This window comes from Acanthopleuribacter pedis, from assembly GCF_017377855.1.
Lineage (GTDB): Bacteria > Acidobacteriota > Holophagae > Acanthopleuribacterales > Acanthopleuribacteraceae > Acanthopleuribacter > Acanthopleuribacter pedis.
This window is the reverse complement of record NZ_JAFREP010000004.1, coordinates 274,416-287,313: the sequence shown is the minus strand read 5'-3', so window position 1 is coordinate 287,313 and position 12,898 is coordinate 274,416. Positions and strand designations below refer to the sequence as shown.

The 12,898-nt window shown below is 58.5% G+C and carries 12 protein-coding genes; 1 reads left to right on the top strand and 11 read right to left on the bottom strand.

Annotation, left to right across the window (positions count from 1 at the left end):
* Positions 1–254 precede the first annotated feature (254 nt).
* Positions 255–1,370: a biotin/lipoyl-containing protein gene (locus tag J3U88_RS05970; RefSeq protein WP_207857545.1), complete on the top strand. Its 1,116-nt coding sequence runs from the start codon at positions 255–257 to the stop codon at positions 1,368–1,370.
* On the opposite strand, the gene J3U88_RS05965 is transcribed toward J3U88_RS05970, so the two are convergent.
* The 11 genes from J3U88_RS05965 to J3U88_RS05915 all read right to left on the bottom strand — a co-directional run bounded on the left by J3U88_RS05965 (position 1,367) and on the right by J3U88_RS05915 (position 12,818).
* A complete protein-coding gene (locus J3U88_RS05965) occupies positions 1,367–2,047 on the bottom strand; it encodes an acylneuraminate cytidylyltransferase family protein (RefSeq protein WP_207857543.1) in 681 nt (226 codons plus the stop codon). The genes J3U88_RS05970 and J3U88_RS05965 overlap by 4 nt on opposite strands.
* Before the next feature lie 10 nt (positions 2,048–2,057).
* Positions 2,058–2,726, bottom strand: coding sequence for a class I SAM-dependent methyltransferase (locus tag J3U88_RS05960; RefSeq protein ID WP_207857541.1), 669 nt, complete (start codon positions 2,724–2,726; stop codon positions 2,058–2,060).
* Between the two features lie 44 nt (positions 2,727–2,770).
* On the bottom strand, positions 2,771–3,193 hold the full coding sequence (locus tag J3U88_RS05955; RefSeq protein WP_207857540.1) for an LIC12192 family sporadic carbohydrate cluster protein: 423 nt from the start codon (positions 3,191–3,193) through the stop codon (positions 2,771–2,773).
* On the bottom strand, positions 3,194–4,006 hold the full coding sequence (locus J3U88_RS05950) for a sporadic carbohydrate cluster 2OG-Fe(II) oxygenase (RefSeq protein ID WP_207857538.1): 813 nt from the start codon (positions 4,004–4,006) through the stop codon (positions 3,194–3,196).
* A 17-nt stretch (positions 4,007–4,023) separates the two neighbouring features.
* Entirely contained in the window at positions 4,024–4,992 is a 969-nt protein-coding gene (locus J3U88_RS05945) for a transketolase family protein (RefSeq protein ID WP_207857537.1), read from the bottom strand.
* Complete coding sequence (locus tag J3U88_RS05940) at positions 4,985–5,830, bottom strand: transketolase (RefSeq protein ID WP_207857535.1); 846 nt, start codon at positions 5,828–5,830, stop codon at positions 4,985–4,987. The genes J3U88_RS05945 and J3U88_RS05940 overlap by 8 nt, the downstream gene beginning before the upstream one ends.
* 34 nt (positions 5,831–5,864) lie before the next feature.
* Positions 5,865–7,529, bottom strand: coding sequence for a hypothetical protein (locus J3U88_RS05935; protein ID WP_207857533.1), 1,665 nt, complete (start codon positions 7,527–7,529; stop codon positions 5,865–5,867).
* 7 nt (positions 7,530–7,536) lie between these two features.
* Complete coding sequence (locus tag J3U88_RS05930; RefSeq protein ID WP_207857532.1) at positions 7,537–9,060, bottom strand: PfkB family carbohydrate kinase; 1,524 nt, start codon at positions 9,058–9,060, stop codon at positions 7,537–7,539.
* On the bottom strand, positions 9,057–9,650 hold the full coding sequence (locus J3U88_RS05925) for a D-sedoheptulose-7-phosphate isomerase (protein WP_207857530.1): 594 nt from the start codon (positions 9,648–9,650) through the stop codon (positions 9,057–9,059). The genes J3U88_RS05930 and J3U88_RS05925 overlap by 4 nt, the downstream gene beginning before the upstream one ends.
* Complete coding sequence (locus tag J3U88_RS05920) at positions 9,647–10,639, bottom strand: SDR family oxidoreductase (protein ID WP_207857528.1); 993 nt, start codon at positions 10,637–10,639, stop codon at positions 9,647–9,649. Before J3U88_RS05920 ends, J3U88_RS05925 begins: the two co-directional genes overlap by 4 nt.
* Positions 10,640–11,069: 430 nt before the next feature.
* Positions 11,070–12,818 (bottom strand): cytidylyltransferase domain-containing protein, encoded by a 1,749-nt coding sequence (locus tag J3U88_RS05915; protein ID WP_207857527.1) that lies wholly within the window; start codon positions 12,816–12,818, stop codon positions 11,070–11,072.
* Positions 12,819–12,898: the final 80 nt, after the last annotated feature.

Sequence of the window (12,898 nt, the reverse complement as noted above, 5' to 3'; positions counted from 1 at the left end):
AACCCATGCGATTACGAGGGGGCGGCCTTCCGCTTTACTTGGTCGAGCCCCCTTCACCGTAGCGCTGCTACGCTTGTGCCGTCTCTCGGTCGTAAACTTCGTACTCACAAGGCTTTCAGCTTCTCGCGACGAATCCTTGTGAGAAATGCGGGCTAAAGCCTTGGTGCTCCAAGCGGTTTGGGTTATGTTGACATCATTGAAACCCCACCATCCTATTCCTGAACCCTCACCAAAACCCGAAAGAGAGCGTTGCCATGTTTGAAGTGATCTTGCCGCAATTGGAAGTCAACAGCGAGCGGGCGCTGCTGGTCACCTGGATGGTGGAAAAAGGGGAACGGATCAAAAAAGGCCAGGTTCTGGCGCACTGGGAAACCGCCAAAAGCGTGCATGAACTGGCCGCGCCCCACGCGGGTTATTTCTTCCCACGGGTTGAAGAAGGCGACGAGGCCGACTTTTTGTCGGTGATCGCGGTCATCAGCGAAACGGACGCGGAACCCGCGCCGCCCAAGGCACCCGAGGCGAAACCCAACAGGGAGGCGGCGGGCAACTTCACCAAAAAAGCAGCGGCACTGGCGGCACAAAACGGCTTAAGCGCGGCCGATTTCGACAAAACCGGCATCATCACCGAACGCGACGTCCAAAGCCGGCTACGTCAATCCGCGCTTCCCGATCTACCCAAAACCTCCTCCCTGGACAACCTAAAATTACCCGACGGTTTAACCCGTGTTTTGGTGATTACGGGCGGCATCGGTGCCATGCACCTGATCGCGATTTTGCGCAAGGATCCGCGCCTGGATTTGGTCGGCTGCTTGGACGACGATCCCGCGCTTCAAGACCATCGCCTGTTCGGCGTGCCCGTGCTCGGCCCGCTTTCGCTCCTAGAAACCTTTTGGCGCGAAGGTCGCTTCGACCAGGCGATTATCGGCGCAACCGCGGTGGTCGCCACCCGCCAAAAACTGTGGGACCGCTGCAAGGCTCTGGGCATCCCGATGGCGAATGCGATTGACCCCTCGGCCGTGTTGGGCGCGGGCGTGGTCTTGGGTGAGGGCAACATCATCGGCGCCCAAGTCCACATCGGCATGGCCACCCGATTGGGCGACAACAACTTCATCGCGGCCAAGTGCAACATCGACCACCACAACCAATGGGGTTCGCACATCCTTACCGGGCCGGGTGTGATGAGTTCGAGTTTCGTATCGGTGGCGGATCGGGTTCGTTTCGGCACCGGCATTTTCATCGAACCCCTGGTCACCATCGGCGCCGGCGCGGTCATTTCCTCCGGCGCCTTGCTACTCGGCCCAGTCCCCGCGGACCATTTGGTCAAAGTCCGCGTCAGCACCGAAACGGTCCACCTCAAAAAAGAAGGCTAATCCGCGAGGTCAACAGCCGCTTGGTTTAGGTCGGCTAGGGTGTCAATGTCGATGCTTTGTTCGGCGCCCATGGTGAACAGACGCAACGGCGGCAGGAAGAAGCGTTTTTCGGCTTGGAAGGCGGCACGGTCCACGATGTAAATCGCGCCGTTGGGGCGCTTGGCCGCGGGGAGCTGTTGGCGCGGTTGTTCGAGATCGGCCCATTGGGAAATCGGTTGGGCGACGCCCTCTTCGTTTAGGAGCAAGGTTTTAAGGGGATGGTGGGCGACATCGCACACGCTGACAACGCTTCGGGTGGTGCCGTCCGCGAGCAAGGCGTGGCAGGCGTCGATGTGGGCGGCGGTTCGCAGCGGCGAGGTGGGTTGGAGCAGCACGACCCATTTCGGGACGCGACCCGCCGCGGCCAAAACGTCCAAGGCGTGCAACACAACGTCGCGGGACAAGGCCGCGTCCGTGGCCAGGGGCGCCGGGCGCGCGATGACCTGGGCGCCGTGGGTGCGTGCCACCGCCGCGATCTCGTCATCCTCGGTGGATACGTAGGTCTCGCCTACCGAGGTCGCCCCCAGCGCCGCTTCGACCGTCCACGCCAACAGCGGTTTCCCATTGAGATCACGCACATTCTTGTGCGGCAACCCCTTCGAGCCGCCCCGTGCCGGAATGATCGCGACCATCTCCATCCGCGGACGCCTAGGTGAAAAAGGCGAACTCGAAATCGCCGGTGTAACCGAAGTTCTCAAACACCCAGTGCCATTCCTTCACCGAGAACATGCTTTCGCAGGTCAACTGCCAATAGAGTAAGTTCACCTTTTCTTGTTCGTTGCGGTAAGACTCGATGTACAGGTAGGCGTCGCCGCGTTTCACCCGCTCCATCTCCTGCAGCGCCTTGCCCAAATCGTAAATCGGCAGGTTGTGCAGCGTCATCAAACTGATCACCAGGTCAAAGGAATCGTCTTCGAAGGGAAGCGATACCGCGTCGCCCACCTGGAGGTAGTCCTTAATTTCCTCTTTCCCGTTTTCCACGGCGTATTCACTTATATCCAAACCGACGACGTCCAAGCCTGGCAGGATCTTCTTGAGTTCAAACAACAGGTAACCTTTGCCGCAGCCGATATCCAGCACCCGTTGGCCGTCTTTTAAGCCGTAATAATCAATCAACAGGCGCGCGACCTTAGCCCAGCGACCGTCGTAGCGGTAACCGCCGTAACCGTGGTTGCGGTCGCCGTCCCAGTATTCTTTGCCCCATTGCTTGGCAATTTCAGCACAAGCCGCTTTGTCCGCGCCGGTCACCCGCGCCACGTAATCGCGTTTGGTACCCTCGTGGAGCGGGGTCACAAAATGAACCAAACTCTTGACCATCGCTTTTCTCCTTGTGTTTCTGTTTACCAATCAATTTAGAACGCTTATCTATCTACTAAATCAAAATCAGATCGATTTTCGGTTAAATCACGAACCAACAGCAAATCTTCCATCGCGGTAATTCCTTGCGCATCGGCCACCACCAGCTCTTCCAGGGCGAAGCGCAGGGTGAAATCCCGTTCACGCACCTGTTGCCAAAGCTGCTCGCGCACAACCGGGTCTTTTGGCAACAGATGGGTGCTGTAAAACAAAATACCAGCCAAGCTGTCGGCCTCGTCCACCAACGCCCGCAACATCATGGTGCAATCGTCCATGTAGTATTCAACCGCGCTGAGGAGAAACAACAACCCGTGGCGCGCCGCGTAATCGCGGATTACCAAATTCTGCACCCGTTGCGGGATGAAATGCCCGCCTTGTTCTCGGCTGGAAATGTAACCGCGCCAACCGCGTTTGGGAACCTCGCCCATCTAAGACTCCCGCTTGTGAATGCTGGGTTTGCGGTAGGCGTAGCCGAAGCGGGTGGCGGGCCGCAGCGTGATCGGCAAAAAACTTTCGCCGAGTTCCTTGGTGCCGTAGGGAGAAAGCAAGCTTTTAAAACGCGTGTTCATACTCCAGCGGGTGTCGTTTTCCTCGTTGATGCGGTTGCCGTGAATCAACCCATGCCAGAAAATCAGCCCATGCCCGCGCGGCACCTCCATCCAAACCACATCCGCTTTGATCGCTTGGAAAAAGGCCTCGGCCGAAAGGTCGGCATAGCGGCCAAAATCGGCCAGCACCGCGTCGGTTTGCGGCTTGGGCAAAACGTACATGGATTTGGTGGCGTAGCAATCCACCAGGGGCAACCAAAAAACCACCTCGTAGGGCGAGTTACCCGACCACACGTCTGAGTGAAGCGGCAACAACGAACTCGCGTCCTTGGGAAACTGAATGCTGAGGTTCAAAGATCGCTGCATCGCCAATTCGTTGCCGACAATCCAACCCAAGGGCTGTTTGGCTAGCCGGTACAACAGCGGACGAACGCTTGGATCGCCGTTGAGGTGGCGAATGAAACCCAAGCGCACGCGGTTGAGGTCGGCAACCGGCACCCAGGTGTGAATTTGGTCGAAAAAGGCGTCGACGCTGAGGTCGGCGGGCAGGTCGAGCAAGGAACGCGCCCCGGTAAACAGCCGTTCCCGCAAGCTGTCGAGCAGGGTCGCATCCAGTTCAAACGACACAAACCCCTGCTGGAGATACTGATCAATCGCTTGTTGTTCGTCGGCTTCAAAAAAAGTTTCGGTCATGTGGCGAATATCCCTGGCTAACGTGTCTTTTTGCCGGAACCGTTAACACTTTCGGCCACATCGAGCTTGAGAAAACCCAAGGCGGAACGAATCACGGAATCCAGGTCCAAACCAAAATATTCAAATTGGTTCTCTTGGCGACCGAAACGGTCGGGGAAGGTATCGGGAATCCCCAATTGGCGCAGCACCCCACGTGGATGACGCTCGCCGGCGGCCATCAACGCGGCAATCGCCGAACCCAAACCGCCGATGGTGCTGTGTTCTTCCAGCGTCATCACAAAACGGGCTTCACGCAGGCGCGGAACCAAAGTATCCCGGTCGAGCGGTTTAATCGTGGGCACGTGGACGATGCCAACCCCGATGGCGAGGTCGGCCAACCGTTCGGCCACACCAAGCGCCACTTGCAGGGTCACCCCGGTAGTAATTAGCAGCAAATCCTCGGGTTCGGCAAACACCAGCGCGCGGCCGATGGCGAAATCATGCTCGGGTTTGGACACAATCGCATCGCCGCCACGCGCCACGCGGAAATAAATCGGGCCCTTCCAATCGTGGGAGGCGCGAATCGCGCGTTCCATTTCGTCGGCATCGCACGGGGCGATCACGGTCATGTTGGGCAGCGCCCGCATCAAGGCAATATCGTCAACCGCCATGTGGGTCGGGCCGAGCGGGGCATAGACCGTGCCGCCGCCGTTGGCGTACAGCCGCACCGGGTGGTTGTTCATACACATGTCGACGGCGATTTGCTCGTAGCAGCGCCGCGTCAAGAAGGTGGCGATGGTGTTCACGTAAGGGATGAAGCCGTTCATCGCCAAGCCGGCCGCCATACCGATCACGTATTGCTCGCTGATGCCTTCCACAAAAAAACGGTCCGGGCAGGCCTCGCGGAAATCATCCATCGTGCCTTGACCAACGTCGGAACCAATGTAAACCACATCTTCAAATTGCCGCGCCAAATCGGTCACGGTCTGCAAGCCGCGTTTACGCATGGGCTTCCTCCAGGTCGCGGATCATTTTTTCAATGTCGTCATGGCTGATCTTGGACTTGTGGTGCCAGCTCAGGTTGTTCTCCATGTAGGGCAAGCCGCGGCCTTTGATGGTGTGGCAAATGATCGCGGTGGGCTGGTTGGCGCCCAAGGGGGTTTGCTCCAGCACCGCGCGCAGGCGTTCCGGCGTGGCCACCATGTCGATTTCCTCGACGGCAAAACCGAAGGCACGCCATTTCTCGGCAAAAGGTTCCAGGTCGCACACCTCGTGGGTCGGGCCGTAGGACATATATTTATTGTAATCAACCAGGACCACCAGGTTCTCGAGGCGGTGTTTGGCGGCGGCAAGGGCGGCTTCCCAGACCGAACCTTCACCACACTCACCGTCGCCCAGCACCACGTAATTGCGGAAGTGGCGTTTTTGCAAACGCGCGGCCAGGGCAAAACCCACCGCAATCGACAGACCGTGACCGAGGGAGCCGGTGGTGGCCTCAACGCCCGGGTTGCGTTCTTCCGGGTGGCCGCCCAGTTCGCCGTCAAAATGGCAAAAACCCTTGTACCAATCTCTGGGAAAAAATCCTTTGTCGGCCAAAACCGCATACAAGGCCAAACAGCCGTGGCCTTTGCTGAGAATGAAGCGGTCGCGGTCGGCCCATTCCGGTTCATCGGCACGGTATTGGAGAATGTGATCGTAGAGGGTTACCAAAATTTCGACCAAGGAAAACGCGGAAGGAATGTGGCCGCGTTTGCCGTGACGTACCATCTGCAGCACTTCCTTGCGGATGTGCAGGCATCGGGCGCGAAATTCAGCGTCTCGCGGCGGTGCCGGAATTTGGCTCATAAGTCCTCCCTAAGGTCACCAACCCTTTGAAATGTCACACACTTATCGATGTTTCTTGAAGACGACGAAACCCAGATTGTAACAGTTTCGCCCGTGCGAATCGTTGAGAAATGAGTTCGATTTCATCGTCGGTTCCGGCGGCGGCGCCCAACTTGCGGGCGCGTTCCTCCGGCAAGGCGACGTTGAGCACGATCAGGATCCATTCGAAACCCACCAAATCGTGAACGGCCTCGAAGCGGGTCCACAGGGTGGGGTCCTCGCTTTGTGTCGCGGCGAACCGGCGCACCAAGCGCAGGCGCTCGCCGTGGGGCGTTTTGAAGCCGAGATGGTGCACGGTGTCGGCGAGTAATTTGACGAGGTCGTCCCAACCGGCGTATTCAAAATCCAAAAATCGAAGGGCACCGTCATGGGCCAAGGCGTTGTGGAAACCAAAGTCGGAGGGGCTGGGAAACCAGAGTTCAGGTGCAAGGGGTTGCCGCGGGTCAAGCCCGTGTTTTTGGCAAAAGGTTTCGAAATCGGCGATTAGCTGCAACAAATCTGTTGCTAAAATGGAAGAAACAAAATCGTTCACTTCTCTGAGCATGGCATCTGTTGCGCAAGCTATCGATATTGCATCAAAACGCGCTTGAATCTGGACAACAAAATCCTGAAGCCGGAAACGCGCATGGGCGGCGTGGGGCAGATCCGACGTTTTTAGACCGCGTCTCATTCGTCCGAGGCGATCTAAAAATGCGAACATTTGCGCCCAGGCATCCTCGGATTCCTCGGTCACGGGTCGGCCGGGTAACCAATCGGACAGCAGCCAGAACGGCCCCCGACAGCGCGGTGGGGCCACGGCGGTTTCGCCTTGCTCGGACAAAACCCGCGCGAAGGTTTCCTCGCGATGAACCCGTTCTTGGGAAGCCGCGAGGCGGGGATAAGTCTTCAAAGCAAGGCGTTCACCGGTTTCCAGACCGAGGGAAAAAAGTCGGTTATTGCCGCCGGCGCGCAACGCATGCCAGAAGAGGGTGGCGGGCAGGGCGGGTTCGGCGCCGAGCATTAATTCGAACCAAGCTTGAATGGCGGACCAACGCGCAAAGGTGGGCGGTTCGCCCGGTTTCGGTTGGGCGCGGGTGCCGTCCGCGGCAGGCGGCCGAAACCAGATCGGTTGAACCCTTTCTGGGAAACCGGCACAGGTAAACACCTCGGCGAGGTCGTCGACGAACACATCGACGTTTTGTTCGGCGATGCGGCGCACCTTGGCCTCGCGGGTCGGCTCAAAGAACACAGCGGCGCGGGAAAACCCCAAGCCGCCCTCGGCGGTGGGGCGAAAAAAACCACGCGTTTCGAAAAACCGCAGCGCGGCATCGTGCAAACGGGCCGATGGATCGTAATTGGAGACCTCGGTTTTGTGGCTGACGATCACCAGTTCCACGTGGAACGCGCGCAGGGCTGCCACGCAAGCTGCAAAACCCTCAAACACATAAGCCTGGTCCAAGGCGTCGGCATAAGCCCACGCCTGCAATTGACGCCAGCGCTGTTCGGCCAAATCGGCGTCCCCGGCCAAATCGCGCAAACCCCGCTTAACGGCATGTTTTTCGGCGACACAAGCTTCGTGAACCCAAGCCTCGCGCCGTGCCAACGCCAAAAACAGGGCGCGGTAATCGATGATGGTGTTGTCCAGATCGAAACCAACCCGCTTGGGTCGAACCGCGCCCATTCCCGCCTCACTTCAACAGGGTGACGATGTACTTAAACAAATCGGCGGGTTCCACACTTTCGCGGTTACACACGATTTGGACATCGATGGCGGCGGCGGCACTGCCGATAAATCCGGCGACCTCAGGTTCCAATTTGCCGGCGATGCAAATTCCGGCCAAGGACAGAAAGGCGTCACCGGCGCCGATGCGGTCAACTACTTTAAATGACAGCGCGGGGACCTGGTAACTGAGGGTGTCGTGCATGTCGCGCAACAACAAGCCCTCGCGGCCCAGGGTCGTGACCACGTAATGGGCCTTGACCCGCTCGCCCACCTGACGGGCAACGACGTCGATGGGATCGCTGCGATTGTGGACGGCCAGCCGTAATTCGGGTTCGTTCAAGGACACGAAATCAGCACGGGGATAACGGTTCACGGTATGAAAACCGCGGTTGCCGCTGTTGATCTGGGTATTCACGGCGAGGAAGGGCGCGTGTTCGCTCAACGTCCGCGCCATATTACGCGAAATAAACCCATTGCCAAAATCGGGCACAATCACACAGTCGTATTCCGGCAGATGCTGACACAGCCAATCGCAGAGTTCTTCGTCCAAACGGGGCGGCAAAGGCGAATCCTCGTAGTAATACACCTCAAAAAGTTTGGAAGAGGCGCCGTCGACAAAACGGCTCTTGCGCACGGTCGGTGCGTCCTCGCGGTAGAAAAAGGTCGGTTTGATGTTGTCTTTTAGCTTCTCGCGTATAAAGGGTTCGAAACTCTCCCTACCGCCCAACAGGGTTAACAGCGAAACCTGATCACAATAGCCGGCCACATGGTTGGCCACGGCCAGTGAACCGCCGGCAAACTGCTCTACTTCTTGGTGTTTCACGGCCAGAATGTTGCCTTTCCCGGTTTGGCCCATCGGTTGGGTGTAGTGGTATTCGTCGACAATGGCGTCACCCACCACCAACACCTTGAGTCCCTGCAAGGCCTTGACCTGCTCAATGATGTCCTTGGCCTGGTAGCGCTCCCCGAAATGGCGCAGGTAATCCTTCACATCGGGCGAAAACACATTGAAGTGTTCGTTAAGTAACTGACTGGAGCTAAACACGATGTCGTCGGTATAAACGGTGCGGCCGCCCCCGGCGATCACCGCGTTTTGTTCCTTGACGATGTTGCCGGTCAGGTCGTCCTGGGGTTTTTGGTAATCGCTGCCTTTGGCGTAGACGGTCGGTTTCACCGCTTCAATCGCGGGGATCGCGGTACGGTCATCCACAATCGCGACATGGGCGACCACTTCCAGCGCGGCCAAGTTCTCGGCGCGCAACTGTTGGTTAAAGATGGGTCGGCCGGGTCCTTTGTTGACAAAACGGTCGGCCGTAATGGTGACAAACAAACAATCGCCCTCGGCGCCTGCCCTTTGTAAATGGCGGACGTGGCCGATATGGATCAGATCAAAAGTGCCGTGGCACAGCACCACGCGCCTTCCAGCGGCACGGGCCTCGGCGGCCAGCCGGCCCAACTGATCCAGATCGACAATTTTGTCCGCTTTCATGGTGTTTCCTTTTCCACCCGCAGGCGATCCGCCATGTGGTGCAGTAAAAATAGATGGCCGACCTCGACCATGCCGTAATCGCCGCTGTCGAGCCAGAGGTTCAGGTCGCCCAATCCCCGCAAGGGATTGCCGGGTTTAAAGCCGGACAAAGTCAGCGCCGCACCGCCGTTTTGTTTCATTTGAGCGACGGCGTTGCGAATGTTGGCCGAGTTGCCGGAACTGCTAATCGCGATCAGCAAATCTTCCGGCCGCGCCCAGGTGCTGATCATGCGGGCATAAGCTTGGTCGTAGCCGTAATCGTTGGCCATGCAGGTCATCAGCGCGGCGTCGTGCAACACGGTGGCGCGCAACCCGCCGACATTCACCAAATCGTTGACGATGTGGGCGGCAATGGCCGCGCTCCCACCGTTGCCAATGACATAGACGGTGCCGCCCGCGGCGCCCACGGCGTGCAACATCGCATTTGCACGATCAAAACCCAAGCTCGTGGCCAGGGTTTCGCCACCGTGGTCGCGAAAGGCGACGGAAGAGACAATCTGTTGGAAGGCAAGGGCCTTTTCGGCGAAGGACGGAAGGGTTTGGGTGTTCATGACGTTTCCCCCAAGTGACGGAACCAGGTCGCCGTCGCTTTTTTGATACCGGCCTCATCCCACACCGGTGCGCTCGACCAATCTTGAATCGAAGCCAGCATGCGGGCGACGCCGTCCTCGAAAGACACGTCCGGCTGCCACGCCAGGTCGGCGCGAATGCGGGTCGTGTCGGCAAAGGTACAGTCCGGTTCCCCGGGCCGTTTGGGAATGTGGGTGACCGGCCCCTCCAAGAGAGAAACCAGACGGTTGATGCTGTAGTGATCGCCGCTGCCGACGTTGTAGACTTCGCCGGAACGCGCACTCGCGGCGGCGGCGTAAAAGGCACGGGCCACATCGGTAACAAAGGTGAAATCGCGGGTTTGTCGGCCGTCGCCGACGACGGTAAAGGGTTTGCCGTTCAGTTTTTGTGCGAGGAAGACACCAAACACGGCACCGTAGGCCCCGGTCGTGCGCGAGCGCGGGCCGTAAACGTTAAACAGGCGCAGGGAAAGCGCGGGAAGTTGATAAACCTGAGCCCAATGCAACACCAGTTCTTCGCCCATACGTTTGGTGAGCGCGTAGGGATATTGTGGGCGGATTTCGGCGCTTTCAGGCGTTGGAAAGGTGTCGGGCAAACCGTAACAGGAGGAAGAGGCGGCGTAGACGAGGCGTTTGACGTTGTTGTCGCGGGCGGCCTGTAAGACGTTGAGGGTGCCGGTCACATTGCAGGCAAAATAACGTTCGGGTTTTTCGATGGACGGCACAATGTCGGCCAAGCCGGCCAAGTGGAACACCCAATCCGCGCCGGAAAAGATCGCGGAGAGCCCATCGGCCTGGCAAATATCATGGGTGACGAGTTGGAAATCGGGGTTATCACCGAACGTGGCCAGGTTGCTTTCGCGGCCGGTTTCGAAATTGTCAACGGCGGTCACTTGGAGACCCTGTTGCAGGAGCAACTCGCATAAATGGCTACCAATGAAGCCGGCACCACCGGTCACTAAAGCTTTCATGTTTTACCTCGCGGAAAGGCTCATTCTAACGTAAACGTCAGTTGGCGGAAAGCTTACCGAGCCCTCATCCGTCCACCCGCGGCGGCGCAACCCCCATCCGGGAGGCCGGACGGCGGGAATGCTCCGAACACAACCTTTGGTTGCGTTCAGCGCTGTTCCGCGGCAACCGCGAGGAACGCACTGAAGGAACACGGAAAAGGGACACCCATTGCACAGCTCGGCCGGCAAGCCGGGCGGCGCGCAACGCGGAAACCACGATTGTCCCCCCGCGCCGGCCCACCCTTCCGTGGGTTTTCATGGTCGGCAACTGAGAAGCGAGTTTCGCTTCCCATTCTAGGATTTGGATCAATCGCTTTTATGCTGATCGGCTCGGTCGCGCGCAACCTTGAGCGAGGATTTTTTTGGACGTCGTTCGATCCCGAGGCACCAATTAGCGCGCATTGATTTTTTCGAGGATTTTTTTGGCGAGGCGGTGGGGGCCGAGGCCGTCGAGACGCTGGCGGCCCGCCTCGGAAAAGGATTGCGCGCGGTGGGGATCGTAAATGAGCGAACACAGGTGGTCGACGGCGTGTTCCAGGTTGTGACCTACGTCAGTTAACTCCGCCTGTGCCAACGCCTTAAGCTCGCGATCTCCCTTCTTGCGACCTGGCGCGAAGGTGACCGTGGGCAGACCGAGGTGCAGGCATTCGAAAAGGGTGACGCCGTACAAGCTGAGGCCGTAATTGGCCTGCATAATGAGCTGCTGGACGTTGGCGGGATTGTTGTGAACCACCCATTCGAGGCGACGGCCTTGCGCGGGCGGAAGATCCGGCTCCTTGGCGAAGGGGCCGCGTACCCAATGGATGCGAAAATGGGCGGGTAGGCGCGCGTCGAGGATCGCGGGCAAGGTATCGCCGACGCGGTGGACATCGCTGCCGCCGGTAAAAATGATCACATCGGATCCGGGTTTCCAGGTCCGCGCGGCGGCGCCGGCATCAATCAGGAAACACTCCCAGCCAAATACCACGTTGTTGGTTTCCTCATCTTCGCCGCGCAGGTAAAAAGAGGGCACCCACTGGAGATCAACCAGGGTTGAATCGCGAATGGCGAAATCGAGGGAAACGATCAGCACGCCTTGGGCGCGATGACGGGCCAAAAAGGCACGCCACCTGTCGTCAATGGAACGGCTCGGTAGGTCGAGGATCAAAACGTGGCAAGGCCGTTCCGCTAAAACGCCGTCAAGCGTGTTGATCGTGTGTTCCGGTTCGGTGAACTGATGGGGCAACAAATTCAAGGCCTTGCGTTCAAAGGGTTCACCCTGAATGACCATCTCGATCCCGGCGGCGGCGACGTCTTGCACACCGGCGGCGGCCACCAAGGTACGCGAAATGTGGCCCAGACCAACGCCGGGTCCGCCCGCGGTGGCGAACAGAACACGCAACGAGGATTCACGTGCTTTTTTCTGACGAACGTGGGCATTCAAGAAACGCAACTCGGGATCGCGCGCAACTTCATCCAAAACCCAACGCAAATCGACCAGCTCATCGGCGCCGTGGTGTTGGTACCAACGCCGGTAAATTTCGGCCATAAAACGGTAATCACTCACGGTATCGACCGACAAACGCTGTTTCGGTCCGTAAAACCAGGGTTCGTCCGCCACCTCAACCACGTTAAAATCCGCGGCAAACTTTTTAAGACTCTGGCCAACGTGCTCCCGTTCAAAGGGTTCCTCGGCTTCCAACACCAATTTGTTCCAAATTCGGAAGGGGTAAATGTCAATGCCTTCGTGCACCACGCCTTGCCCGTCGCGCGGCGGAACCCGCACCACATCGGCCCCGCGCGCAAGGGCGCGAATCATTTTGGTGATGATGCCGGGTTCAATTAGCGGACAATCCCCGCAGATGTACACCACCAAGTCGGGTCGCTCACGGGCCACGATGTAATCGATTCGCCCGACGAGGTCGTTGACATCGCCGTCGTAGGCGGTAACGGGACGGCCGGCTTGCTCGGCCCAGGCGACCAAATCGCGGTTTTCCGCGTCGGCGGTGGTTGCCAGAATCGATTTGCGGATCAACGGCACGGCGTCCAGCCGCTCAAAGATGCGCGCAATCAAAGGCTTTCCCTCAAGGGGAAGCAAGTGTTTGCGGGGGAGACGGCTGGAACTGAGCCGCGCCCCAACGACGGCAATCACATGGACCATAAATCTGACCTCAACGGAGAAAACGGGACCCCAACAGCAATCCGGCGGGCCTGTCTTGCCCGCAATTCAAAATCCGAGAA